This is a genomic window from Halomicrococcus pelagicus, from assembly GCF_050954125.1.
Window position 1 is genome coordinate 37,165 of the sequence record NZ_JBPBWC010000013.1, and the last position, 26,089, is coordinate 63,253.

A 26,089-nucleotide genomic window follows, 5' to 3' on the forward strand; every position below is an offset into this window, starting at 1 on the left:
TCACCCCTTCGGTCTGTCGTCGACGTACTCCATCACGTCCGGTCGCTCCTCCAGCAGCGCCTCGAACTCGGCGAGCTGGCGTTCGAGCTCCGGCGGCATCTCCTCGTACAGGTACGTGAACAGCTCGTCGACGCCGCCAGACTCGTACGCGTCCGCGGCTTCCTTCGCCCGGTCGAACTCGGCGTTCAGTTCGTCCCGGATCGCGTCCTCGTCGACCGTCTCCCAGACGCCCTCCGCCTTCAGCACCGACCGGAAGCGGTCGACGGGGTCGTAGGCTTCCCACCGCTCTACCTCCTCGTCGCTCCGGTAGAGCGACGGGTCGTCGTTGGTGGTGTGGGCGTCGAGACGGTAGGTGACGGCCTCGACGAGCACCGGACTCCCGTCGACGGCCCGCTCCCGGGCGCGCCGGCAGGCGTCGTAGACGGCGAGGACGTCGTTGCCGTCGACGCGGATGCCGTCGAACCCCCAGGCGATGGCCTTCTGGGCGACCGACCTGGCGTTCGTCTGCTTCTCGAACGGCTGGGAGATGGCGTACTGGTTGTTCTGGCAGTAGAACAGGGCCGGCGCGTCGATCACGCCCGCGAAGTTCATGCCGGACTGGAGTTCGCCGGTACTCGGATGGCCCTCGCCGAAGTACATCGCCGAGACCGCGTCGGCGCCGTCGAGTTTCATCCCCCACGCCTGGCCGACGCCGACCGGGATGTGGGTACCGATGGCGATGGACATCGGGAAGATGTTGCTGTCCTCGAACCGGTTCGCGTCCATGACGCCGCGCCAGTACAGCAGGAGGTCCCGCAACGCCATCCCGTGTTTCAGCAGGGCCGTCGCCTCGCGACCGTACGGGAACAGCCAGTCCCGGTCCGCGTCGAGCGCGTAGACGCAGCCGATGATGCTCGCCTCCTGCCCGCGACCGGAGGCGTACGTCCCCATCTCGCCGCGACGCTGGAGCTTCACCATCCGCTCGTCGACGACGCGCTGCCGGACCATCCACCGGAAGAGGTCGCGCAGTTCCTCGTCGTCGAGGTCCGGCAGCGTCCCGGCGTCGTAGGTCCCGTCCGGCGACACGAGCTGGTATCGCGCCGGCGCCGTCTCGGGCTGTCGTAGCGTCGCGGCGTCGAGCGACGACGTCGCCTCGCCGTGGTCGGACGTGATGTCGATGTCTTCTTGCACGCTGTTCACCGTCACGTGTCCACAACACTCATACCACGGGATATTAAGATTTGTTTCCCGGAGGAGCGCTTCGTCGGCGGACCGAGAGGCATCGGAGGAGCGGCCGCAGGCGGAACCGGCGAACGGAGACGGCTCGGTTACCCGTGAGCGGGACCTTCACCAAACGATTTAAGTGTAGTAATAGTAATAGGTAGGTATGTCAGAGGGTGACTTCCAGGGCTACGGTGGCCGTCACGTTCCCGAACCGCTCGTCGAACCGCTCGAACGGCTCGCGACGGCGTACGACGACGTCAGCGACACCGACGAGTTCCAGTCCGAACTCCAGGCGCTGTTCGAGGAGTTCGCCGGTCGACCGACGCCGCTCCACTACGCCGGCAATCTCAGCGACCGATACGGTGCAGACATCTACCTCAAGCGCGAGGACCTGCTCCACGGCGGCGCGCACAAGATCAACAACACGCTCGGCCAAGGACTGCTCGCGAAGCGGGCCGGCAAAGAACGACTCATCGCCGAGACGGGAGCGGGCCAGCACGGGACTGCGACCGCCATGGTCGGCGCGTTCCTGAACCTGGACACCGAGATTTACATGGGGAAGAAAGACGTCGAGCGCCAGAAGATGAACGTCTTCCGGATGCGGCTGATGGGCGCGGAGGTCAACGAGGTCACCCGCGGCGACTCAGGGCTCGCCGACGCCGTCGACGCCGCGCTCGAAGACTTCGCCCAGAACGTCGACGACACTCACTACCTCGTGGGGAGCGTCGTCGGTCCCGACCCCTTCCCCCGAATGGTTCGGGATTTCCAGAGCGTCATCGGCAGCGAAGCGCGCGAGCAGTTCCAGGAACGGACGGGCGAGCTTCCGGACGCTGCGGTGGCGTGCGTCGGCGGCGGTTCCAACGCCATCGGCCTGTTCCACGCCTTCCGCGACGACGACGTGGAGTTCTACGGCGCCGAAGGCGGCGGCGAAGGAGCCGAGTCGAAGCGCCACTCTGCCCCGCTCACCAGCGGCGAGGACGACGTCCTCCACGGGATGAAGACGCGCGTCATCGACGACGACGTCGAAGTCCACTCGGTTTCCGCGGGGCTCGACTACCCCGGCGTGGGTCCCGAACACGCGATGTTCAGGGAGATCGGTCGCGCAGAGTACACCGGCATCACCGACGAGGAGGCGCTCGCCGCCTTCCGCGAACTGAGCGAGACGGAGGGCATCATCCCGGCGCTCGAATCCAGCCACGCCGTCGCCCGAGCTATCCAGCTCGCCGAGGAGGGCGACCACGACACGATACTCGTCAATCTCAGCGGCCGCGGCGACAAGGACATGGAGACCGCCGCGGAGAAGTTCGACCTCTGAAGCTCCGTTGCGGAGCGCATCGCGACTCGCCGCCGTGACGATACGTCGGAGGGCCCGGACCGGGTCACGAATCGCCCGCGGTCCTCGCCGTCGGGGCGAGAGTACGGGAGATGATGGGATTCTCGCAGAGCCGCTCCTCGTTCCGGTCAAGGACCCCCACATAGGGCGCTGAAGGGGCACGAACCGCCGCCGGTGGTGTCGTCGGGAGCGTACGGGCAGTCCGGACAGCAATCGCCCATCCGGGAGATGTAGTACGCGGAGGCGGCGTACGGCTCGGTAGCGAAGATTCCCGCCGTACGACGCATCTTAACGACGGTAGGCGTCGCCACCCAGCGACAGACGTCGACGTAGCTCGCGTGAGACCACTCGTCGAGCTGCCGGGAGTCGCCGCCGTAGAGGAGGGCGAAGGTCAACCCGTGACCGACTCCCCGCCGCGTCACGTGAACGTCGAGCAGGTGAGACGAGTGGCCGTGACCCGAACGTGGTTCGGAGACGTCCGCCGGCCGCTACTGTCATGTGACTACCTCTCGAAGCCGGTTGGGACACCCACATGACGAAGCCACCGGACGGTCGGACGGAGGTTTCCGACGCGCCAGCACACGAGCACGAGCAGAGTCTGTGGCCGTTCGTCGCCGCGGCAGGCGCGGGCGCGCTGTATCTTGGCGCGGCCGTCGCGCTGTTCGCCGGTGCGGCCGGTATCGTGCCGACGTCCCTCGGTATCGCCGTCGCCGTCGCAGGGGGTGGGGTGGTCGTCGTCGGTCTCTTCGGCTGGCTCGACCAGGCGTACGTCGGTGGAATGCGTGCGGCCGACGAACGAAAGCGCGCGTCGTACCGGATGACGATGGTCCTCTTTTTGGTGACCGACGTCGCTACGTTCGGCGCCGGCTTCGCATACTACTTTTACATCCGGGCTGGAGCGTGGACTCCGGCCGACGTCCCCGACGTATTCGGGTCGCTCGTGTTGGTGAACACGGCCGTTTTGGTCGCGAGCAGTGTCACGCTCCACGTCGCCCATTCGGCGCTTGGCGAGGGGAATCAGCGCCGGTTCCGCCGACTGCTGGGTGTAACGGTCGCGCTCGGCGTCGTCTTCGTCGTCGGCCAGGTGTTCGAGTACTACGAGTTCGTCGTCGAAGAAGGGTTCACGTTGACGAGCGGCATCTTCGGGAGCGCCTTCTTCGGTCTGACGGGACTCCACGGCCTCCACGTCCTCCTCGGCGTCGTACTGTTGTCCATCGTGTTCGGTCGCGCGGTACGCGAAGGGTACGCCGCCGGGCACGATACGTCGGTGACGACCGTGTCGTGGTACTGGCACTTCGTCGACGCCGTCTGGCTCTTTCTCGTCGTTTACGTCTACGCCGGTGCCACGCTCGTCGCTTAGCCCTGCTCCTCCTGTCGCGACCGTTCGGACCGGGCCTCGAGCGCGATCAAGCGGCGGTAGACGGGCGGGACGAGGATTCCGACGACGCCGAGCAGGATGGAGACGACGCCGAGCGGGAACAGGAGCGGATTGACCGTTAGGCAGGCGGTCGTCGACGCGATGGTGACGTAGCGAGTCGCTCCCCGGTACTCGACGAGCGCGCCGCGTTCGAACGCGGAGCGGTGAGCGAACCGTCCCCGTACCTCCGCTTCGCCGGCCGGGTCGGAGACGGCAGTTGCGACCGCTCGTCGCTCTGCGGGCGTGAGGTCGTCGAACCCGAACCGTTGTAGGTTCGGGCCGGACGGTTGCTCGGCGGTCAACCGGTCGGTCGCCTCGGGGGAGTAGACGACGACCGTCGGGTCGCCACAGAGGCCCAGTTCGGCCTGGATGAATGCGTACCCGCCGACGACGCCACCGGCCATCCCCAGCGCGATGAGGAGCGTGCCGAGGAACGGCGGACCGTAGGTCAGCGCGGCCGATCCGCGCAGGTCGGTTGTCGCCCGTCCCGCGGTGGACGCCGTTCGGCGCGTCGGGTCGCCGGTCGGGGTCCCGTCCGCGGAGTCGTTCGTCGCTCGTCGCGTGGGGTCGTCGTCGGTCATAGTTCGATGGACCAGCGGCGCGCCAGGTAGCCGAACGTCCCGGCCAGTCCCAAGCCGTACAGCCAGTGTCCGATCAAGACGAACACGACGTAGGCGAGCAGTTCGAGGCCGGTCTGTCCCGTGTAGAACGCCAGCAGGAATCCGACCGAGATGACCGTCACGAACGCCTCGCCGGCCACGACGAGCGGTTTGCCCGGGAGGAACTCCACGAACGCGACGAACAACAGCGGCCACGTCGTCATGCCGCCGGCGAGGAAGAGCGCGTACCCGACGGTGACGTTCCGTCCCAGGCCGACCAGTTCGGCGAGTTCGCCGAACGCGGCGGGGTCGAGTACGTCCAGTCCGGCCGCAACCGCGAGCGCTCCCGCCATTAGCAGCGTTCCGACGAGTCCGGAGATGGCAGCGGCCGCGACGACCTGCGAGACGGTTCCGACTAGCGGCGTAACGCCCCGGAGGATGGTCGGACTTCCCTCGCCGGGGACGCTCGTCGAGGCCGGTCGGACCATCTCCGGCTCGGTCGGCTCGATGCCGTACTGCTCTTCGAGTCGCCGTTCGAACCACTGCCACTCGCGGGTGAACTGATCGGTTCCCTTGAGATTCCAGACGTCGGCGTCCTCGACCGGCCGTCCGTTCCGGTACGACCAGAGCATGTTGTAGAGCCATAACAGAACGCTGATACCAATGACGTAGGCGCCGACCGTCGCGACCTGCTGGTAGGGGATGAACTCGGCGGGGTAGTTCGCGTGCCGGCGCGGGAGCCCCAAGAATCCGATTACCACCAGCGTTCCGAACGTGACAACCGACCCCGTGACTAGCAGCATCGACTGGAAGAGCGCGAGCTGGCGGTCGTACATCCGACCGGTGACGATGGGATACCAATAGTAGCTCGCTGCGAACATCATGAACGGAATGATTCCCATGAGGATGAGGTGGAAGTGGCCGACGACGTAGTACGTCGCGTGATAGAGGATGTCGATGGGAATCACGGCGAGGAACACGCCGGTGACGCCGCCTATGACGAACGTACCGATACCGCTGACGCAGAGCAACAGCGGCGCGGTGATCCGGAGGTTCCCGGACCAGATCGTCGTTATCCAGTTGAACGTCTTTATCGCACTCGGGACGGCGATGGCGATGGAGACGGCCATGAAGCTGGCGCGGATGCGCGGGTCAATGCCGGTGGCGAACATGTGGTGGGCCCAGACGCCGAAGCTCAGCACGCCGATAGCCAGCGTGGAGTAGACGATGAACTTGAACCCGAACAGCTTTCGTCCTGCGAACTTCGGGAGGATGAGGCTCATCAGTCCCGTCGCCGGAAGGAAGATGATGTACACCTCGGGATGGCCGAAGTACCAGAAGAGGTGCTGCCAGAGGATGGGACCGCCGCCCTCAGTCACGAAGAAGGTGGTCCCGAAGTTACGGTCGAGCAACAGCATGACGAGCGCGCTGCCCAACACCGGGAACGCGAACAGGACGATGCCGCTGGTCGTGAGCATCGTCCACGAGAAGATGTCGAGGTCGGGCCAGCCGACGTCCTCGCCGCGCTCGTAGACGGTGGTGACGACGAAGTTGATCGCGCCGACGGTCGTCGAGATACCGCTGAGGTGGAGGCCGAGCAGGAGGAAGTTTATCTGGGGATCCGGGACCTGTATCGACAGCGGCGTGTACAGCGTCCAGCCGATTCCCGGCTCTCGAAGCGTCAGAAAGAATCGAAGGACGTCGCCGGTCTCGACGAGGAGTCCGAGCAACTGTCCGACGACCTGCGCGGGCAGGCCCGACCGCGCGATCAGCAGTGCCGGCGGTAACAGCCAGAAGCCGACGGCGTTCAGCCGTGGAAACGCCATGTCGTCCGCGCCGATCAGCAGCGGCAGGAAGTAGTTCCCGATGCCGAAGAAGACGGGCGTCACGAAGAAGAACAGCATCGTGACGCCGTGCGTCGTGAAGAGGGCGTTGTACGTCTCCGCCGACCAGATGGTCGTCTCGGGGGTCAACAACTCGGTCCGCAACATCATCGCTTCCATCCCGCCCCAGAGCGCCGCGAAGGTTCCGAACACGAGGTACAGTATCCCTATCTCGCGGTGATTCGTCGTCGTCGTCCAGCGACCGACCGTCTCCCGGAACCGTCCGATTCCGGTCTCGCGTTCGCGCTCCCGTCCGTATCCGCCGGTCGAACCACCGTCGCTGCTCGACCTGCCGCTCCCCGCCTTCGACCGCCGGACCACGGCCCAGCACCCGACGAGGAGCACTGCGAGCAGTCCCACTTCGACCAGTGCGCGGTTCATCGCCCTCTCCCCGATCGCGCCGCTCGGACCCGCAGGTCTCCCCCTCCTTGCGTCCCCCAGTCCATCGTTGCTCCACCACCTGTCTCAACACTCGTTCCAATAAAATCGGGGGCCGTCGTCGAAAGACCCGGGTTCACGGCCGGTGAAGGGTGACGTACCGGGGCGAGCGGTGGAAACCGCCGGCGTTCGCCGTGGAAAGACACCGCTTGGCTCGAAATCGTCTACCCGCCCCGGCGATGGCCGTGAACCGCGTTGGACAACAGATATAACTCGCCGCCTACCGACCGATGGTGGTGATGGTACCGGGGGACCGTCGCACGGCAGTCGTGGGGGGATTCGTCACTCTGGCCGTGGGAGTGGTAGCCGAGCCGGCGGCGGCACAATCCGTGAACCGGCAGCTTATCGACCAGCTGAACTTCCAGCTGCTCTACGTCGCCATTCCGCTCACGCTGTTCGTCGAACTCATCCTCGTCTACGCCGTCTATCGGTTCCGAAACAACGACGACCCGCTCCCGACGGCCGAGGCCCCTTCGCTGGAGATAACGTGGACCGTCGCGACGGCCATCATCCTCCTGTTCGTCGGAGTCGCTGCGTACAGCGTCCTCGGCAATCCGTACATCTCACCGAACCAGTCCGGGAACGCCGCCGCGGACGTCCCGGAGGACGCCGTCGTCGTCCGCGGGCTCGCCTACCAGTGGGACTGGCAGTTCAGCTATCCAGGGCGGAACGTCACCGACCAGGAGGAACTCGTTCTGCCTGCGAACCGTGACGTCTACGTTCGCATGACGTCCAAAGACGTGATCCACTCGCTGTACGTTCCCGAATTGGGCGTCAAACAGGACGTGTTCCCGGGCCGGACGACCGTCATCCACACCCGCGTCTTCGAGCCGGGAACGTACCGCGGCTACTGCGCCGAACTCTGCGGTGCGGGTCATTCGGAGATGCGGACGACTGTGCGGGTACTCCCTCCCGACGAGTATCGCGACTGGCTTCGACGCAACGACGCGTCGAAGGTCAATGGCTCGAACTCTACCCGAACGACCGCGAGTATGCGGAGTGAGGGTGTGTCGAGCGCGGGCGATAACTAACCAATCTCCGCCCACGAAGGTACGTGGTGGAGAGCTATGCTCTGGCCACCTGTAGGCGACGCGACCGGAATCGAACGTCCCTGTTCGTGAGAGCTGACGACCCGTCGAGGGTGGAAGCAAACCTCCTTCGCGAGTCCGTACATCGAACCCTTGGATACCTACAATCTGTCCACAGGGTGGGCACCAATCGAGTTCGACCAGAATTCTAAAAAATAAGTTATCTAATAGATACGGGATGAGACGCCTCGTGTATCGCTCACAACGCCGTTAAGCCTGGTGAGTACCAAGAATAGGTATGAGAACTGAAAACCGAACAGGTGATGCTGTACCGCTCGACCCGGCCGACTACAGGGTAGTCGAGCGGACCGTACTCGTCGTCGGCGCGGGCGCCGCCGGCGCGCAGACGGCCATCGAGTTGGTCGAACAGGGAATCGACCCGGAGGAGATACTCGTCATCGGAAAGCAGGAGTACGGTGACGCCCACACGAAGTGGGCACGCGGTGGAATAAACGGCGCACTTGGAACGCACGACCCCGAAGACGACTGGTCGATTCACGCTGCGGACACGCTCAGGGAAGGGGGATACCTCAACGATCCCGAAAAGGTCGAGACTGTCGCGAAGCGAATGCCAGCGCTATTGCGAGAGCTCGACGACTGGGGGATGCCGTTCAGCCGCACCAACCAGGGCGAAATAGACCAACGCTACTTCGGCGCTCAATCGTTCCGGCGGACGGCCTTCGCCGGCGACCACACCGGCGAGTCACTTCTGGATACGCTCGTCGAACGTGCACGAGACCTGGACGTCCCCTACCACGAGAACGTCTTCGTTTCTCGGCTCGTGACCGAGAGAGGTCGAACGCTCGGCGCTGCGGGACACGACATGGAGACCGGCGAATTCGTGGTCTTCGACGCCGACGTCGTAGTGCTCGCGGCCGGCGGCTACGCCAGTCTCTATCGGCGACACTCGTCGCGAGACGACGAGAACACCGGCGATGGCCCAGCGCTGGCCTACGAGGCCGGTGCGGAACTGATGGACGTCGAGTTCGTCCAGTTCCACCCGACCGGAATGGTCGGCGACCGCTACGGCGACGAGTGGGATGGACGGCTAGTCACAGAGGCTGTCCGCGGCGAGGGCGGACGCCTGTACAACGTCGACGGCGAGCGGTTCATGGAGCGATACTCGCCCGACCAGATGGAACTCGACGCCCGCGACGTGGTCGCCCGCGCTATCGCCCGGGAAATCGCTGAGGGACGGGGGACGGAGAACGGCGGTGTCTATCTGGATATCTCGCATCGCAGTCGGTCGTTCATCGAGGAGCGCCTTCCGCGGATGTACGAGCGGTTTTCGGACCTCGGCGTCGATATGGCCGAGGAACCCGTGGAGGTCGCTCCGACCGCCCACTACGGGATGGGCGGCGTCACAGTGGACAGCGTCGGCCAGACGCGTATCGACGGGCTGTACGCCATCGGCGAGACGATGGCGGGCGTTCACGGTGCAAACAGGCTCGGCGGTAACTCGCTCGCCGAGACAGTCGCCTTCGGACAGGTCACCGGACGGGCTATCGCGGCAAGACTCGCGACGGAGTCGATCGGGGGCGACAGCGACGTGCTATACGATCGCGCGGAGCGCCACTTCGCCGACCTGGCGATGTTGGCCGACAGCAACGGAACACACGACCCCCGCACGGTGCTCGACGAAGTCCGCGAACTACTCTGGAGTCGTGCCGGCATCATACGGGACGAAGAGGGACTGGCTTCCGGGCTCGCAGAACTCGATCGAATCCGCGGACGCGCGAACGACCTCGCGGTCGGCGGACCGACGAGTCGCTCGTTCGAGTTCGCGCTCGACCTCGGGCTGGCACTGGTCGTCGCCGAGGCCGTCTTGCGTGGCGCGCGCGAGCGTACGGAGTCACGTGGCGCGCACTACCGGACGGACTACCCCGACGTTAGTCCCGACTGGCAGCGGAACATCGTCGTCGAGCGCGACAGCGTCGGCGCGATGCGACTGACGACGGCACCAATCAGGACACCCAGCGCCGTAGTCCAGGACGCGCTCAATGCCGGTTACGAACTGGACTACCACCAGCTCGAGTAGCTGCCGGTCTCCGGTACCGGAAAAACCGCCGGTCGTGTTACCAGTTCCACTCACCTCGTCGCCATTCCACCCCGAAGATGCCTCGGCGGCTACCGAGTTCGTGGCTTCGCACTCCCATCGCCAAGTCTCGGCACGAGCGTCGTCAGTCAGGACGGCAGCGAGTTCACCGTCCGGAGTTCGAACGGACCGAGTGACCGGCTTCGACGGAGTCAGACCGAATCGCCCTGGCCGAACGACGGGGGACCCTCCGAGGTGTTGGTAACCACGAGCGGTTCGTTCCCGTCAGCTAGCATCTCCTCGACGGATTCCTTCTCGTCGCGCTCTGCCGCCGCCTCCACCATGGTCCTGTAGTGGACGTCCCGGGCGGGGTCGAGAAACTCGTCGGGGACCGAGAGCTTCTCCGCTAACCACGTCCAGAGGTCGTCACCGCCGTAGAAGTAGGTGGCCCGGTCGTCCTGCCACCCGAAATTGAACTCGGAGGAGTACTCGTAGCCTCCGTCGCTACGGTCGAGTTCGCTCTGGAGCTGCGCGAGCGTCTCGTCCAGGCGTTCCTCGTCGACGTCGCGTTCCTCCGCGACGCCCTCGATGCGGTCGGCCGAAAACGGATGGGATGGGTCTGTCATTGGTGGTGTGTCGGAAATCGAGGAGAGCGTCCCTACTCGGCGTTCTCCTCGACCTTGCGAAGCAACTCCGTCGCGTTCTCCCGGAGCGACTCGTCGAGGGGTCCTTCTTCGACGAGTTCCCGGAGAGTCGAGTCGCACTGGGGAGTGGCCAGCGCCCGCAGCGCCTGTTCGCGATACCTGTCGTCCAGGTCGTCCATCCGAACGAGGTTTTCGAGTTCGTCGCACTCGTTCGCCGTTTTGAGCTCCTGAACTGCGTCTTCACGTCGGTCCTTGCTCGCCGATTCGTCGACTGCGAGGTCGACGCACTCCTTGGGTGTTCGCGAACTCATCGGTGCGTGGTTCGTGACCCTCGCGGATAGTTCTTGAGGCAGGAGACGTCGTCGGTTATTATAGCTCCTCGACGTCCGTCGTCTCCATCTGGCCGTCGCCTCTCTCGCGGGTCACGCGAAGGCGGATTCCCTCCTGGGTGTCGGATTCCTGGACGACGTCGACCACCTTCGGAGTCGCCTCCGGGTCGAGCATCGTCAACCGGTCGCCCTCGGTGACGACGCCGTAGCCGCTTTCGATGCAGTGACCCATGAGCGCGCACTCTCGCGTGTGTTCCCGCGCCTTCTCGAGCAGTTCCTCGCGCCCGTTCTTCCGGATACAGCCGCCGTCTATGACGTATCCCTCGAGAGTTTCGGTGTCCGTTGCCATCACGGTGCAGTCTTGGGGGGCGATGCGTTTGTCGTTTTTCGCCGTCGGGGAATCTCCGCCGGAGTGACGGTGTCGAGTCGACGGTGCCGTCACCGTACGGCGTCCCGCAGCCGTCCGAAGAACGCGGATTCTTCGTCTGCCAACGCCGCCGCCTGCTCGCCCGCCCGTTCCAGCTTTCCGCGCTGTTCGTCAGGGTCAGCCTCGCTCGCGTCCTTGAGCGTCCCGGCCAGGTCGGTCCAGTCGTCCGCGATGGCGTGGAGTCGGTCCGAACTCCCCTCGGGAAGCTCGACCGTGGAACTCGCCTGGTCCAGGAAGTCGGCGTAGAGACGACGAAACGCACCGCCGCCGGTCCCCCGGCGTTCGACGTTCTGGTACGCGAACCGCGCACACCATCCCGTGTCCTCGAACCGGTGCCAGTCCGGCAACTCCTCGGCGAACTGCCGTATCCCCGCGACGCCCTGCGTGTCCCACGCAGCGTCTCCGGAATCGAGCATGACGGTCGCCGTCCGTTCGACCGCCGCCCTGACCGCTGCTGCGGTGTCTTCCGGAACCGCCGGGTCGGTGACTGCGAGCCAGTGGTTCTCCAGTGGGGCGAACCCGTACTCCGAGTTCCAGGCTCGCCGGAGGTCGTCGGTCCCGACGGTCTGTCGCTCGTCGAACTCGCCGTCCGATAGCACGACCTCGTCCTCGTCACCGCCGATGCAGAGCACGACGTGCGGCCCGAAGTGCGTGCTCGTGTCGAAGTAGTCGAGATAGTAGAGGTCGACGAACAGCATCACCGGGGTCCCGGCCTCGAGTCGGGCGCGGACGTCGTCCCACGCCGCGGACCACTCCTGCCCCGAACGCTCGACGTAGTCGACGCCGAGGTTGTCGAAGAAGAACGTCTCCAGTCGGCCGTTGCGACCCATTATCGTCCGACTCGCCGGTCCGCCCTCGTAGTATCCGAATCCGAGGCCAGCTCCGAGTCCGAAGCAGAACGGTTCGTCGAATCCCCACCCGTAGTGGGCGGCGAGGTTGCGAAGCGACGACGAACCGCAGTGTGCACCCGGCGAGTGCTCGTATCCCGTGAGCATACCCGTGTTATCACCGCACTGGTTGAAATCGATACCGTTGCGACTTGACCGACGGCGGTCGTCTCGGGGACGAGACGGAGACCGGTACGGGCGCGAACGGCGACCGGGACGATCCGGTGCTCAGGCGCTCGACCGCTCGCGTTCCCGCTCCCGGAGCCGGTCGCGCCGTATCTTGCCGGTTTCGGTCGTCGGCAGGTCGTCGACGTACTCGATCTCGCGGGGGTACTTGTAGGGTGCGATACGTTCCTTGACGTGCGACTGGAGCGTCTCCGTGAGACCGGCGTCCGGGGTGTACCCGTCGGCGGTGATGACGAACGCCTTGACTATCTTTCCTCGCTCCTCGTCGGGACTGCCGACGACGGCGGCCGTGTACACCTCGTCGCGCTCCTGCAGGACGTTCTCGACTTCGGGACCCGGGACGTTGTAGCCGCTGGCGATGATGAGGTCGCCCTGCCGGGACTTGTACTCGAACCGGTCGTCGTCACGGTACACGAACACGTCACCGGGGACGCTCCATCCGTCCCGGACGGCTCTCGCCTGCTCGTCCGGCCGGTCCCAGTAGTCCACGCCGGTCGGTCCGCGGACGGCGAGCAGTCCGGCTTCGCCGCGGTCGACCTCCTCGCCGGTGTCCGGGTCGACGACCTTGCACTCGTAGCCGGGGACAGGATACCCCGTCGCCGACGGGTCGACGTCGTCGTCTCTGCGGTGGCTGATGAAGATGTGCAGCATCTCGGTGGTGCCGATTCCGTCGAGCAGTTCGATGCCGAGCCGTTCCTGTATCCGGTCGAACGTGCTTGGCGGCAGCGGTTCGCCCGCGCTCACGCCGAGACGGAGCGACGAGCTATCCATCTCGGCGAGTCGGTCGCCGTGTTCGCCGAGCATCTGGTTGTACGCCGTCGGAATCGACCCGATGACGGTGACGTCGTGTGCCTCGACCGCGTCGAGGAGGTCGGCCGGTTCGGGGTTCTGGACGATGACGGTGCTCGCGCCGAACCGGAGGGGGAACGCGACGAGCATCCCGTACCCGAACGTGAACGCCAGCGGAGGGTTCCCGGTGAAGACGTCGTCCGGCGACGGGTCGAGGCAGTACCGCGCGTATCCGTCGGCGATGGCCAGCATCTGGCGGTGGGTGTGTATCGTCCCTTTCGGTCGGCCCGTCGTCCCGCTGGTGTACGCGAGCATCGACAGGTCGTCTCGTCGCGTGTCGGCGGGCTCCAGCGTCGGTGCGGCGTCGGCGACGAGGGTGTCGTAGTCGCGGTAGTCGTGGTCGACGCCCGCCCGGTCTGCGGCGACGACCGTCTCCAGCGTCTCGCACTCCTCGTCGGCGGCCTCGACGGGGGCGAGCAGGCCGTCGTCGACCAGCGCGGTGGTCGCCGCCGAATCTTCCAGGACGTACGTAACCTCCTTCGCCTGCAGGAGCTTCATCGACGGTACCGGGACGGCGCCGATCTTCTGGGTCGCGAGGACCGCGACGGCGAACTCCGGCCGGTTCGGGAATCTGACGAACACGCGTTCACCCGGTTCGACGCCGAGACTTCGGAGCGCGTTTCCGAGTCGGTTCACCCGCTCCTGGAGGTCAGCGTACGTCAGCGTCTCGCCCTCGAAGTGGATGGCCGGTGCGTCACCGCGTCCGGCGTCGACGTGCCGGTCGACGAAGCCGGGCGCCGCGTTGAGCCGTTCCGGATAGTGGAGCTCGGGCAGCGCGTGGACGAGGTCCGGACGTGCGTCGGGGTCGGGGAACCGGTCCGTGGGCACGTTCGGTCGCTGGATGCTCTCGTGGTGCAGCATACCGAAGGTATGCGATACCATGACATAATAGTGTATCGCTACTTGACACTACCGTGGCAGTGGTAGAAGTTCTGACGTGTGGAATGCGTGTCAGGGTCGACCAGGGGACCCGGCGACCGGCGGTCACGTCACTCCGCTTCCGCGCCGCTCGAACGTCTCGTACTCGCGCTCGTCGAGAATCTCGCGCAGTCGGTCGACCGTCTCCCAAACCTCCTCGAAGCCGACGAAGAAGGGAGACGGGCAGACGCGCACCACGTTCGGCGGCCGAAAGTCGACGACGACGCCGCGCTCCTTGAGCGCCTCGCTGATGCGGTAGCCTTCGGAATGCTCGACGGCGACGTGGCCGCCCCGCCGGTCGGGGTCGCGCGGCGTCCCGACCGTACACTCGGGCAGACGCTCGTCGACGAGGAAGACGAGATACTCGGTGAGTTCGACCGACCGCTCGCGCAGCGCCTCGATGCCGACCTCGTCGACGATGTCCATGACCCCGAGCAGCGGCGCGGCGCTCAGGACGGGAATCGTGCCGGTCTGCCAGGCGCCGGCCGACTGCGCCGGCGTGTAGGTCGTCCGCATCTCGAACTGGGTCTCCTTCTCGTGTCCCCACCAGCCGGCGAGCGCCGGGGTCTCGCCGTGGTAGTCGCGGTGGACGTACAGGCCCGCGACGGCACCTGGCCCGGCGTTCAGATACTTGTAGTGACACCACGCGGCGAAGTCGACGCCGTGGTCGGCCAGCGAGTGCGGCACCGCGCCGATGGAGTGTGCGAGGTCGAAGCCGGCGTACGCGTCGTGTGCGTGCGCGAGCTCCGTGATGCGTTCGACGTCGAGGAGCTGTCCGGAACGGTAGAACACGGACGGCATGAACATGATGCCGACGTCGTCGTGGGCGTCGAGGGCCGCCGCGACGTCGTCTTCGCGGAGCGTCCGTCCGTCTCTGGACTCGACAACGACGAGATGTTCGTCGGGGTCGAGCCCGCGGTTTCGCAGTTGCGCGCGGATGGCGTAGTGGTCGGTCGGGAAGTCGAGTTCGTTCACGAGGACCTTCTGCCCGCGGTTCTCCCGGTCGCACCGCGTGAGGAAGGTGCCGACGAGCGTGTGGATGTTGACGGTCGTGGAGTTGGCGACGACGACCTCGTCGTCGCGAGCGCCGACCAGCGACGCGAGGCGTTCGCCGAGGTGCTCGCCGTAGTGGAACCACGGCGGGTCGCCGTCGGTCCACCCTCGAATCCCGAGTTCGCGCCACTCGTCGAGGACGTGCTGGAGGACGTGTTCGGCGTCCGTCGAGAGCGGGCCGAGGGAGTTCCCGTCCATGTAGAGGTCGTCGGGACGGTAGAAGCGGTCGCGGACGCCGAGAGCGGCCGACCGGTCGCGTTCGCGGGCGTACTCGCGTCCGCGTTCGAAGTCGTCGTCCATAGTTCGTATGCTACTGCTTCTCTGTTGGGTTTTTCGGATAGGTATGCGTGGGAGAACGAAGGCGGACGCTTCGGGCGGCGGCGTCGGTCGTCAGGATGAGATTACCGACCGTGGCAGAGCCCCGAAACGGGAATGACCGACGGCGACGGGTCGGGGGTCGCTCTCCCGTCGTCGGTTCCCGGGACCGGTGAAAACCGGAGAGCGGTGACCCGGTATGTAATCTAATGTACGTCTCTGGCAGCTATCCGCCAGAGATGACAGAAAAACGAACCTTCATCTTTTACTGCGGCTAAATAGAACTCCGACGGTACCATGACAACCGATGACGAGGCACCCGACCCCGACCGGTTCGGCGTCAGTCCCGAACGGGGCTTCCTCCCGGACGTCACACCCCGCTCCTCGCTCGGCAGGGACGCACATCCGCGACTCCAGCGACTCGACGAACTCGGTGAACGGCTCCCGTCGCTTCTCGAACGCGACGAACTCGGGCCGAAGGTGCGCGACCTCTCGGCACCGCCGAGAGACATCTTCGACGGGCTCTCCGACCGGGAACTCTACCACGTCTACCGGACCACCGGCTTCCTCGCGAACGCGTACGTCAACGACCCGGACGCCGACGTCGAGACGATTCCAGCCGGCGTCGCCGTCCCCCTCTACGAAGCGACCGACCGCCTCGGATGCACGCCCGTCCTCTCGTACGACGCCTACGTCCTCCACAACTGGACGCGCGACGAACCCGAACAGGGGCTGGGACCGCCGAACGTCCGCCCGATCACGCAGTTCGCCAGCCTTCGCGACGAGCGATGGTTCATCGCCGTCCACGTCGCCATCGAGAGCGCGGCCGGACCGGCGATCGCCGCCATCGGCGACGCCCAGCGCGGCGTCCTCGACGACGACACCGACCGGGTCGTCCGTGCGCTCCGCACTATCACCGACGCCCTGCGGGACGTGACCGCCATCCTCGACAGGATGCCCGAACGGAACGCACCCGAGAAGTACGGACGGGCGTTCCGACCGTACCTGAACTCGCTCACCAACGTCGAGTACGAGGGCGTCCCGGAACTCGACGGCTACCAGTCGTATCGGGGCGCTTCGGGCGCACAGTCCAGTTTCGTTCCGGCGCTCGACGCCGCCCTCGGCATCGACCACGGCGACAACCCGCTCGTCGACCACCTCCACGAACTGCGAGAGGACATGCCACCCGCCCATCGAGCGTTCGTCGAGGCCGTCGAGGACGGACCGTCCCTCCGCGACCACGTCGACCGCGCCGACGACGCCCTCCGTGGCGCCTACAACGACTGCATCGACCAGCTGGTCACATTCCGCGAACACCACGTCGACGTCGTCGAGACGTACCTCGTGAACCAGCTCGACGACACCGAGGGGACCGGCGGAACCCCGTACGGCCGCTTTCTCACGTCGTTCACCGACGACACGCGGAACAGCAGACTGTCGTCGGGCTGACTCCCATCGCGCCGGAGTTCGTCTGCGATCGGCCCGGGACACCGCTTCGAACGAGCGTCGGCGGTTACGACGGAAGCGATGAGACGGCCGCTCACTCAGCGCCCTCGGTGACGAGGTATCCGACGCGTTCGCCGTCCCAGTGGTTCGTCTCGGCGTCGGCGCTCTACTCCTCTTCGACCCTGACGTCGACGCCGTCGCCGGTGAGATTCCGGTAGCGCAACTCTGCCGTGTCGGTACCGTTGAACGTCTGCATGCCGGCGACGAATCGCGGGAGGTCGTACTGCTGCTCGAACGGGATGCGAGTCCACTCGTGACCTATCGTCGCGTCGGTCCTCCGTACCTCGAACGGCCTCCCGTCGAGTGCGCCCGTCGCCTGTTCGAGCGCGACGTAGCCGACTGTTTCGCTCGCGTGCCATCCCTTGGCTTCCTCCTCTTGGAGTCGTACGTCGAAGGAGTCGCTCGAGACGTTCCGGACTCGCGTGACTATCGGGTCCGCGCCCCGGTACGTCTGCGATTGTGCAAGCACGACGGGCGTCCGCGTCCCGAAGAAATCCCCGAGGGAGACGGACTCGAAGGTGTGGTTCGCGTCCGTTCTGCTTGCCGTCACCCGATACGGTGCGCCGCTGTCCAGTTGCAGCACCTGTTCGGTCGGTTCCACGGCGAGGCTGTGGAACGTCTCGGTGACGTGTCGGCCGTCGAGATACGCCCACTCCTCGAGTTGGTACTCGAAGTCGCCGTCGGCCACGTTCCGAAGGCGGACGTGCGTCGGTTGACCGCCCCTGTTGGAGAGCGGTTTCGCGACGACGACGCGGTCCTGTGGGGCGACAGACTCGACCTGGTTCCAGAACTCCGCGTTCGGCTGGTCGGCCGTGATGGCGTTCGTCAGGAGCGCCGCCGGCGGCGCGTACGGTTCCCCGTCCACGGTCAGCGTGGCCGGTTCGGTCACGTCCGCCGAGACGATGCCGCCGGTCACGTAGAAGGCGTAGACGTCGCCCGCCGGAATCGTCCCAGTCGCTCGCTGCGAGTTCGGCGGCCGTAGCGGCTCCCCGTTCGGCCCCCACTTCATCGTTATCGTCGCCCCGTCGTTCCCCGCCGGAAGGACGTAGTTGCCGGCCTCAATGTCGTAGGTGGCGGCCGAGTCGTTACCGGCGTTGTCGATACGGAGGAGTTGTGAGGGCTCCATCGGGACGTCTCCGACCGGCATGGGGTTCGGCGGCGTCGTGTCGGGCGCTGGCGGATCGCCGTCGGTCGTCATGCGGGAACTGACGAAAGAGGAGTTCGTCTGGGGGCCGCTCCCCCCCAGCGTGCCCGACACCGTTCCCCACCTATCCGGCTCCTGACCGATCCAGACCGCGTACTCCGAATCGTGGTCGTTGCGGACGGAGACGTCTTCGAGCTGGAGGTACGAGAGGTTCGTCGAACTCTCGTACGTGTATATTGCGTCGAGGTTCTTCGTCGAGTCGTAACTGACGCGAACGTCCTGGACGTTGATGCGCTCGCACGGCACCGGTGCCGTAATCGCGCCGCCGCAGCTCGACGACGGGTAGCGGTGGTAGAAGTCGCTGTCCGCGACGGTGAGCGTTCCGTTGTAGCTGTCGATGCCGCGGCTGGAATTCGCCGGGTCGGTGGCTTCGACGTTCACGCCGCGCTGGAGCGAGCCCCCCGACCAGGCCTGTATCGGATGGCTACCGTCCTTGATGGAGACGCAGTTGCGGACGGCTGTGTTGCCGCCGAGGCGCATGCCGTTCTGCGTGTTGCGGAAGTAACAGTTGAAAATCCGCAGTGCGCCTTCGGGCTTCTTCGCGTACACCGTGTTCTCGGCCCACAGTTCGAACCAGCAGCGATTGAACACGAGGTCGCCATTCCCCGACTCGACGAGGATGGCCCGCCGATTGCTGGCCTCGGTCGGCTCGCACGCGCCTTCGTGGAAGTAGCAGTCCTGCAGGAGCCCCCGGGTCCCGGCCGCCGCGGACAGTCGGAAGTACGTCCGCGCGTCGCCGGAGTCGTTCGTGCCGACGTTCGTATCGGTGGCCTCCCGAACCTTCCCCCGGGTGACGAGCGGTCGCAGTTCCCAGTCGCCCGCAGTGTCGTTCATCCGGACGAATGGCGGTACCGGCACGTCGCGCATGTCGAGTTCGAAGCCGTCCAGGACGAACCCCTGCGAGTACACGTCGATCCAGCGGACGTTGTCGCCCGACCGGCCGGGGACGAGGCGCGCGCCGTCCGGCGCGATTAGTTCGAGGTCGGTGGTGCCGGACTCCACGACGAGCTCCGTGAGTCGGTACGTGCCCGGCGGGAACAGGATGGTCGTATCGCTGCCGACCAGTCTCTCGAGGACGGGGTCGATGGCGGTCTCGCCGGTATTGTCCGCTCCCTCGTCGACGATGTTATAGGTCGGCATTCACGTCCCCCCCGTGGGCGATGCGGCGGTCGTTCGCGGTCGCCCGACGCGACCCCGCGTCGTTCGCTCTCCTTTCTGACCCTCCGACCGAGTCCGCATATCTTTCCGAAGTATTTCGACATTAATCGTACTACGATAATCGGTTTTGCTTGCTCTTTTGTCGAGCATATCTCATTTAATTCTGGAAAGAATTATTGTTATATCCTATATATATATATATATATTAGTAATATTTCGAGTAACGTACGAATAACGAAGTGAAATCGGATAATTTCTGGCTTTACGGCACATGAGCGATAGAAGTTACAGCGAAAATCGGAGAACGTTACTCAAGACGGTAGGTGTCGCGCTCGGGGCTGTCGGCGGTGCCGGTCAGGTCGCCACCGCCGACAGGGCGGAGCGTCGGCGGTCGGGATTCGAGGCCTGGACGGGCGTCCGGTTGGGGCCGAACCGAACGGGAGCGACCGACGACCGGGGTCCGACGCCGTTCCCCGCGACCGACTGGCGGACGGACCTGGAAGGAAGCATGTACGACGTGGAACCGGTCGTCGCCGGGGAGACGGTGTATCTCGCCGTGACGAGCGACAACGGCCCCGGCGAGCAGGAGGGGTACGTCGGCGCGTACGACGGCCGGACCGGCGACCGGCGCTGGAAGCGGTCCGACCTTCCAGCGACGAAGACGCCGTCGCTCGGCGACGGAACGCTCTACGTCGTCACGCGCGACTACGAGACGTCGGGCGCCGAAGAGGCCGGCGTCTACGCGCTCGACGCTCGGAGCGGCGACATCGAGTGGACCCGTCTCCAGCAGCCACACTGTACCACGCCCGTCGTGGCCGACGACCGCGTGTACCTCGCGAACGAGCGAGGTGCGTTCGCGCTCGACCCAGACACCGGCGACACGGTCTGGCATGCGGAGGACGTCGGGGGAATCGCGGAGCGAGCGGAGGGCGCGTTGAGCTACGCGGACGGGACCGTCTTCTTTAGCGACGGGACCGCGCTCGACGCCGACACCGGTTCGGTCGAGTGGGAGGTGGACGACGACGCCATCCTGGGGAACAACGTGGCCGGCGACGAGCGGGTGTACTTCGTCCGGACCGACTACGTTGACGGTGACGACGACGAGGTCCGCGTCGAAGCCCGCTCGATGGCCGACGGGCGGGTCGAGTGGACCCACGACGAGATGAACGAACGGGACGGACGACTCGCGCTCGCCGACGGACGCCTGTTCCTTCTCGATTCGAGCGACGATAGCTCGGTCGTGAAGGCGCTCGACGCCGACACCGGGACGGTGACGTGGACGCGGACGACGAGCGGGAAACTCCGGAGCGACCCGACCGTCGCCGACGGGACGGTGTACGTCGGCGGTTGGTACGCGCCGACGTCGGCCGACCGCGAGAGTCGAGCGCTCGTCGACGCGTCGAGCGCGTCGACGGGCCGCCGGAAGTGGGCGTACCTCCTCGACAGTGACGGTCTCGCGACCTCGCCGGAAAATCCGCCAGCGGCCGGCACCCCCGCCGTCGTCGACGGGCGGTTGTACATCGCCACGTACCCGGGCGAGTCGACGCTCGACTACCGGTACGTCCGTTACTCCAACTTCCACGCCCTCCGCTCTGCCGACCGGCGGCCGGGCGAGGAGTGCCGGCCCCCGGCCGACCCGCCCGGCGACGACCGGTGCCCGGCGGTGGAGGCTTGTATCGACGCGATGCCGGACCTCGATTCGTGCGGGCTCGAGCCCGGCGACGCTATCGAGCTCGACGCCTCCTGCTCGGCGGGACGGGAACTGGGATACGAGTGGGACACCGACGGCGACGGTCGATACGACGAGTTCGGCAGTTGCGTCCGCGTGACGGTACCGGACTGCGGGTCGGTGACGGTCCGGCTCGGAGTCACGGACGCACGCGGTCGAACGGACGCGACGGCGGTCACCATTCCGTCGGAGTGAAGGCGGCCCCCGAAGCGCGCCCTCTCGGTCCGCGCTGGCGCCCCTCCTTTTTCGGACGTCGACGCGTCGGCTCGCGCTCGTCGACGGCGAGGTCGAATACGCGCGGAGAAGCGTCCATTAGCGTCTGCCCGCCCCTGACCCGGCGCATCGCACGGCGCCTCGAACAAGCGAACCCATCCGCGCGAAGCGAGTGCGATGCGCCCACCGTAACTGTGGCTCGCTTCCGGGCGTCGGGGGCCGACTACGGCCAGAGTCCCCGAGTTTCTTTGGCTTCGCCGATGCGATCAAGCGCCACGATGTAGGCTGCTTGCCGCCAGCTCGTATCGCCGGCTTCGACTTCGCGTCGAACGGTCTCCCAGGCGTCCAGCATCATGGATTCGAGTTCGTCGTTGACGCGTTCGAGCGACCACTGGCGGCGGTTGATGTCCTGCAGCCACTCGAAGTACGAGACGGTGACGCCGCCCGCGTTCGCCAGGATGTCCGGGATGACGTGGACGTCACGTTCGTCGAGAATGGAGTCGGCTGCGGCGGTCGTCGGGCCATTCGCGCCCTCGACCACGACGTCGGCCTCGACGTCGTTGGCGTTGTCGGCGGTGATAGCGTTCCCGACCGCCGCGGGTATCAACACGTCGACGTCGAGTTCCAGGAGTTCCTCGTTCGTGAGCGTGTTCGGCGCGCCGTACTGCATCACGGCCTCCGGCTGTTCTTCGTGCGACGGGACGGAGTGCGTGTCGAGTCCGCTGGGGTCGTAGGCGGCACCGTTGACGTCGCTGACGGCGACGACGGTCGCGCCCCAGTCGTCGAGCAGGCGGGCGGCGTTCGCGCCGACGCTGCCGAACCCCTGGACCGCGACCGTCGTCTCCTCGAGGTCGTAGTCGTAGTAGTCGGCCGCCTCGCGGGCGATGATAGCCACGCTCCGGCCGGGGGCTTCGTCGCGGCCCTCGCTGCCGCCGACGACGGGCGGCTTGCCGGTGACCACGCCGGGCGTGGTCTCGCCTTCCTGCATCGAGTAGGCGTCCATGAACCACGCCATCGTCTGGGCGTCGGTGCCCATGTCCGGCGCGGGGATGTCCCGTTTCGGACCGATGGTGTCCCGGATCTCTTCCGCGAACCGCCGCGTTAGCCGCTCTTTCTCGTCATCGCTGAGGGTCTTCGGATCGACGACGACGCCGCCCTTGCCGCCGCCGAACGGCAGATCCATCACGGCGCACTTCCAGGTCATCCACATCGAGAGACCGACGCACTCCTCTGCCGTCACGTCCGGATGGTACCGGAGGCCGCCCTTGTACGGACCGCGAACGTCGTCGTGTTGCGCTCGATAGCCGGTGAACACGTCGACCTCGCCGTCGTCCCGCTTGAGGGGGACTGTCACCTCGACGACTCGCGTCGGGTGTTTCAGCCGTTCGATGACGCCGCTGTCGACGTCGACCTGCGTCGCGGCTTCGGAGAGTTGCCGACGAGCGGTCTCGAGGGCCGATTCCGAGGCGGAGCGAACGTCGGCGTCGGCGTCGTTGAGTTTTTGCGATGACATTGTCCTGATGCTTCGACGAGTTATTCGCAGGGCATCCCTCGATTGCGAACCGCCTCTCCACACTCAGGGCAACTGCCAGGGTGGCTAGTGGCGGTCGCTATCGTGCCGCAGTGGAGACACTCGTACTCGTACGCACCGTCGCTGTCGTGTCCGCAGTCCTGGTAACTCACGGTAGCAATTTTTGCTATATCGCCGCCGGCACATGGGAACCCCAGTTGAATAGTAAACAGGGAGACAGAGAGTCACGGTTTACTATTCAACACCGCCGGGAGTCGAGGGCCGTTCGAACAGCGAGACGAACAGTTTCCGCTGAATCCGGCGAACGTGGTCGTAGAACGCCGTGTGAGAGATGTCGAGCATGGCCGCGACGTCCCGTCCGGTCACGTCCCGGTCTGCATCGAAGAAACCGCTGTGATACGCCATTCGCGCGACCTCTCGCTGTCGGTCGGTGAGTTCTTCGAGCACGTCGTCCGAGAGGGACGCCCTCCCCGGCGTCTGCGGCTCGGTGCGCTGTGCGACCAACTCTGCGGCGGCGTAGAGATTCGTGATGACCTCGTCGATCGACCGAATCGGCACCGACTCGGGAACGGCGATGGTCGCACGGACGTCCCTCGGCGTCGCCTCGAAGTATCGCAACACCGCTCCGTGGTCGGCCAGGACCGTCGTGACGAAGGGGTCCAGGACCCGGAGACCGACGAGTCCTCCGTCGTCCGTCGACTGGAGCACGTTCGCACCGGACACGCCGACGAGTTCCGCTGCGGCGTCGACGACCGCTTCGACCGCGCCGTCGTCGACGCGAGCGAACACGAGCGTCGTTTCGTCGTCGCGTCTGACGCTGCCTTCGACCGTAATCGAGGAGTTCGCCGCGTCGGCGAGACGGCCGAGGACGGTGCTCGACCCCGGTATCGTGTACTCAAGTTCGACCACGGTGTCGCTCTGGAGCGCTTCCTTGCGTTGCACGGCGTTGATCGCCGAAGCGACTGTGTTGCCGAGTTCGCGAAGAACCGACCTCGACATCTCGTCGAACGCGTCCGGTCGACCGGCGTAGACTCCGACTGTACCGAACAGCACGTCGTCGTACACCAGCGGAATCGCGAACACGGACTGGAAGCCACGCGACACCGCCTCCTTGCACCACTCTTCGGTCCTGAGGTGGTCGGCGACGTTCGAAACGTACGTCGCCTCTCGCCGCTCAGCGGCGCGGACGGTCGGCTCTCCGCCGTCCGGGTCGGCGTCGCGGGTCAGGGACACGCTGTCGAGATACCTCTGTTCGTCGCCGGCCCAGGTGCGCGCCTGGAGCGTCCCGTTCGACGCCGTCGTCTCGCTGACCCAGGCGAACGAGAACCGATCGTCGGTCGTCAACTGCTGGCAGACCGCCTCCTCGATGGTCGTGCGCGTCTCCGCCCTGACGAGCGCCTGGTCGATCTCGCGGATGAACTCGTTGACCCGGTTCAGTCGCGAGAGGCGGCGGTTCTGCTCCTGAAGCGCCCTGTCGCGTTCTCTGAGCTCCGTTTCACGCTCCACCCGGTCGAAGGCCGCCTCCGTCGTCGCCGCCAGCAGTTCCGTGATCTCCTCGCTCACCGCGTCGAAGACGTCTGCATTCGCCGCCGCGGCCACGAAGACGCCGTGCCCGCCGAGCGGGACGGCGATGTAATCGTCGAGCCCCGACAGAGGCGACAGTCCCTGATCGTCCCACGTCGCGTCGGCAGGGCGCTGGGTCTCCTCCCCGACGAAAGCCCGCTCGACGGCGTTGATCTGGTCGAGACTCACCGCCGGGAGAGTTCCGAGAAGCGACGCGAGTTCTTCGGCCACCCGCGTCGGGGCGAGGACGTTCTCCTCCCGGTCGAACTGGTAAACTGCCGTCGCCGCCGTCGGCAGAATCGATTTCGCGTCCGTCACGACCCGGTCGGCGATCTCGGGATACGTCTCCGCGTAGAGCAGGTCGCGACTCGTCTGGTGGAGTTGCGTGAGCGCTTCCTCCCGCTTCTTCCGCTTCGTGATATCGCGACAGCTGTACAGCGTCGTCCCGCCCTGGATCGAGACCGTGCGGACGTTGACCAACAGCGTGTGGTCGCGGCCGTCCTTGTCGGTCGCCGTGCACTCGATGTTGGTGAGCACGCTCTCGGACTCCAGGGTCGCTCTGTCGAAGAGGTCCTCTCCCAGGAGCGCGTCGATCGTTCCGAACTCGTAGATCTCCTCGACGCTGTAGCCGAAGATGAAGTGTACGTTCGGACACACGTACGTGAACTCGCCCTGGTCGTCGGTGATGAGAACCGTGTCCGTCATGTTGTTCAGCGTGACGCGGTGGAGCTCCTCGGACTCCCGGAGCTCTTCCTCGAGACGGGCGCGTTCTTCGAGGTCGTGTCCTTCGACGACGAGCGAGGAGACGTCTCCGTCGCCGACGGGGCGAACCGTGAACTCGAACTTCGCTTCGTCACCGGCGAGACCGGCCTCGAACTCGGTGTACGTGCCGACTCTGCCGTCCCGGACCGCCCGCTGAACCTGCCGGCGCGACGTGTGGCTGTCGGCCCACGGGAGCGCCCAGAACCGTTTCCCGAGCACAGCCTGCTCGGAGAGACCGAGATACCGCAGTCCGGCGTCGTTCACGCGCCTGACGGTGCCGTCCGGGTCCAGAACCGCCACGAACCGAGACGGGTCCGTGAAGAACGCCTCGAACTGACTCGCTTCGGCGCTCCGGCGTCGCTCTGCTCGCCGTCGCTGCACTGCCTGCCGGCATCGTCGCTGCAGGTCGTCCGGACTCGTGTCGACCGGGACGTAGTCGGCAACGTCTCGCTCGATCGCTCGGCGAGCCAGCGACTCGCTGCTCTCTCTCGGCGCCAGGACGAACGCGGTTGGGATCGCCCGCGCTCGCATCGCCTGCAGCAGGTCGAGTCCCGTGCCGTCGTCGAGGCGCTCGGCGCTGATGACGCAGTCGACCGTCCTCGTCTTGTCGGTCACCGCCGCGATCACCTGCTCGCCGGTTCGCACGGACTCCGTAACGACGGTCGCCGAACCGGCGAGGGCCGGGCGGACGGTCTGCTGCCACGCGTCCGGTCCCACGAGGATAATCTCGATGTCGCCCACGGACGTACGGGGGAGCGGCGTCCTGTCCATCGGGACGGCTTTGGCCTTCGCTGCGATAAAATTCACGTCTCACCCGTG

Annotated in this window: 20 protein-coding genes; 6 read left to right on the forward strand and 14 right to left on the reverse strand. The window is 66.0% G+C overall.

From position 1 onward, the window contains the following. Positions 1 to 1,170 carry a thiamine pyrophosphate-dependent enzyme gene (locus tag ACRYA2_RS18945; protein ID WP_433631735.1) on the reverse strand — a complete coding sequence of 390 codons (1,170 nt, stop codon included), beginning with the start codon at positions 1,168 to 1,170 and terminating at the stop codon, positions 1 to 3. A 196-nt stretch (positions 1,171 to 1,366) separates the two neighbouring features. Between ACRYA2_RS18945 and trpB the strand changes: the two genes are divergently transcribed. Continuing rightward, the gene (trpB, locus tag ACRYA2_RS18950) at positions 1,367 to 2,518 is read left to right on the forward strand and encodes a tryptophan synthase subunit beta (protein WP_433631737.1); all 1,152 of its coding nucleotides are present in this window, start codon (positions 1,367 to 1,369) and stop codon (positions 2,516 to 2,518) included. Between the two features lie 146 nt (positions 2,519 to 2,664). Here trpB and ACRYA2_RS18955 read toward each other — a convergent pair whose 3' ends face one another. Beyond that, entirely contained in the window at positions 2,665 to 2,958 is a 294-nt protein-coding gene (locus ACRYA2_RS18955) for a hypothetical protein (RefSeq protein WP_433631739.1), read from the reverse strand. Positions 2,959 to 3,068: 110 nt separating this feature from the next. Here ACRYA2_RS18955 and ACRYA2_RS18960 point away from each other — a divergent pair, with 110 nt between their 5' ends. Continuing rightward, entirely contained in the window at positions 3,069 to 3,896 is an 828-nt protein-coding gene (locus ACRYA2_RS18960; RefSeq protein ID WP_433631742.1) for a cytochrome c oxidase subunit 3, read from the forward strand. Here the strand turns inward: ACRYA2_RS18960 and ACRYA2_RS18965 are convergent. Then, positions 3,893 to 4,534, reverse strand: a complete 642-nt coding sequence (locus ACRYA2_RS18965; protein ID WP_433631745.1) for a DUF7979 domain-containing protein — start codon at positions 4,532 to 4,534, stop codon at positions 3,893 to 3,895. The two genes, ACRYA2_RS18960 and ACRYA2_RS18965, sit on opposite strands and share 4 nt — an antisense overlap. Next, complete coding sequence (locus ACRYA2_RS18970) at positions 4,531 to 6,816, reverse strand: DUF6789 family protein (protein WP_433631748.1); 2,286 nt, start codon at positions 6,814 to 6,816, stop codon at positions 4,531 to 4,533. Before ACRYA2_RS18970 ends, ACRYA2_RS18965 begins: the two co-directional genes overlap by 4 nt. A gap of 296 nt (positions 6,817 to 7,112) precedes the next feature. Between ACRYA2_RS18970 and coxB the strand changes: the two genes are divergently transcribed. Both coxB and ACRYA2_RS18980 read left to right on the forward strand, forming a co-directional pair. Continuing rightward, positions 7,113 to 7,904: a cytochrome c oxidase subunit II gene (gene coxB, locus ACRYA2_RS18975; RefSeq protein WP_433631751.1), complete on the forward strand. Its 792-nt coding sequence runs from the start codon at positions 7,113 to 7,115 to the stop codon at positions 7,902 to 7,904. Between the two features lie 295 nt (positions 7,905 to 8,199). Further along, positions 8,200 to 9,999, forward strand: a complete 1,800-nt coding sequence (locus tag ACRYA2_RS18980) for an L-aspartate oxidase (RefSeq protein ID WP_433631754.1) — start codon at positions 8,200 to 8,202, stop codon at positions 9,997 to 9,999. Positions 10,000 to 10,208: 209 nt separating this feature from the next. Here ACRYA2_RS18980 and ACRYA2_RS18985 read toward each other — a convergent pair whose 3' ends face one another. From ACRYA2_RS18985 to kynU, 6 genes are all read right to left on the reverse strand, one after another. Then, positions 10,209 to 10,622, reverse strand: coding sequence for a DUF8048 family protein (locus ACRYA2_RS18985; RefSeq protein WP_433631757.1), 414 nt, complete (start codon positions 10,620 to 10,622; stop codon positions 10,209 to 10,211). A gap of 32 nt (positions 10,623 to 10,654) precedes the next feature. Then, positions 10,655 to 10,951 carry a hypothetical protein gene (locus ACRYA2_RS18990; protein ID WP_433631760.1) on the reverse strand — a complete coding sequence of 99 codons (297 nt, stop codon included), beginning with the start codon at positions 10,949 to 10,951 and terminating at the stop codon, positions 10,655 to 10,657. Between the two features lie 58 nt (positions 10,952 to 11,009). After that, entirely contained in the window at positions 11,010 to 11,318 is a 309-nt protein-coding gene (locus tag ACRYA2_RS18995) for a hypothetical protein (RefSeq protein ID WP_433631763.1), read from the reverse strand. A gap of 89 nt (positions 11,319 to 11,407) precedes the next feature. Further along, positions 11,408 to 12,391, reverse strand: coding sequence for a BtrH N-terminal domain-containing protein (locus ACRYA2_RS19000; RefSeq protein ID WP_433631765.1), 984 nt, complete (start codon positions 12,389 to 12,391; stop codon positions 11,408 to 11,410). A gap of 120 nt (positions 12,392 to 12,511) precedes the next feature. Next, positions 12,512 to 14,179: an acyl-CoA synthetase gene (locus ACRYA2_RS19005; protein ID WP_433631768.1), complete on the reverse strand. Its 1,668-nt coding sequence runs from the start codon at positions 14,177 to 14,179 to the stop codon at positions 12,512 to 12,514. 123 nt (positions 14,180 to 14,302) lie between these two features. Next, complete coding sequence (gene kynU, locus ACRYA2_RS19010; RefSeq protein WP_433631771.1) at positions 14,303 to 15,589, reverse strand: kynureninase; 1,287 nt, start codon at positions 15,587 to 15,589, stop codon at positions 14,303 to 14,305. Positions 15,590 to 15,901: 312 nt separating this feature from the next. Between kynU and ACRYA2_RS19015 the strand changes: the two genes are divergently transcribed. Then, positions 15,902 to 17,053, forward strand: a complete 1,152-nt coding sequence (locus ACRYA2_RS19015) for a PrnB family protein (RefSeq protein WP_433631774.1) — start codon at positions 15,902 to 15,904, stop codon at positions 17,051 to 17,053. 163 nt (positions 17,054 to 17,216) lie between these two features. On the opposite strand, the gene ACRYA2_RS19020 is transcribed toward ACRYA2_RS19015, so the two are convergent. Continuing rightward, positions 17,217 to 19,454 carry a hypothetical protein gene (locus tag ACRYA2_RS19020; RefSeq protein WP_433631777.1) on the reverse strand — a complete coding sequence of 746 codons (2,238 nt, stop codon included), beginning with the start codon at positions 19,452 to 19,454 and terminating at the stop codon, positions 17,217 to 17,219. 289 nt (positions 19,455 to 19,743) lie between these two features. Between ACRYA2_RS19020 and ACRYA2_RS19025 the strand changes: the two genes are divergently transcribed. Then, positions 19,744 to 21,396, forward strand: coding sequence for an outer membrane protein assembly factor BamB family protein (locus ACRYA2_RS19025; RefSeq protein ID WP_433631780.1), 1,653 nt, complete (start codon positions 19,744 to 19,746; stop codon positions 21,394 to 21,396). Positions 21,397 to 21,637: 241 nt separating this feature from the next. Here the strand turns inward: ACRYA2_RS19025 and gdhB are convergent, their stop codons facing one another. The 3 genes from gdhB to ACRYA2_RS19040 form a co-directional block, all read right to left on the reverse strand. Continuing rightward, positions 21,638 to 22,927, reverse strand: a complete 1,290-nt coding sequence (gdhB, locus tag ACRYA2_RS19030; protein WP_433631783.1) for a glutamate dehydrogenase GdhB — start codon at positions 22,925 to 22,927, stop codon at positions 21,638 to 21,640. A 20-nt stretch (positions 22,928 to 22,947) separates the two neighbouring features. Further along, positions 22,948 to 23,097, reverse strand: a complete 150-nt coding sequence (locus tag ACRYA2_RS19035; protein WP_433631786.1) for a rubrerythrin-like domain-containing protein — start codon at positions 23,095 to 23,097, stop codon at positions 22,948 to 22,950. 82 nt (positions 23,098 to 23,179) lie between these two features. Further along, positions 23,180 to 26,041, reverse strand: coding sequence for a bacterio-opsin activator domain-containing protein (locus ACRYA2_RS19040; RefSeq protein WP_433631789.1), 2,862 nt, complete (start codon positions 26,039 to 26,041; stop codon positions 23,180 to 23,182). Positions 26,042 to 26,089: the final 48 nt, after the last annotated feature.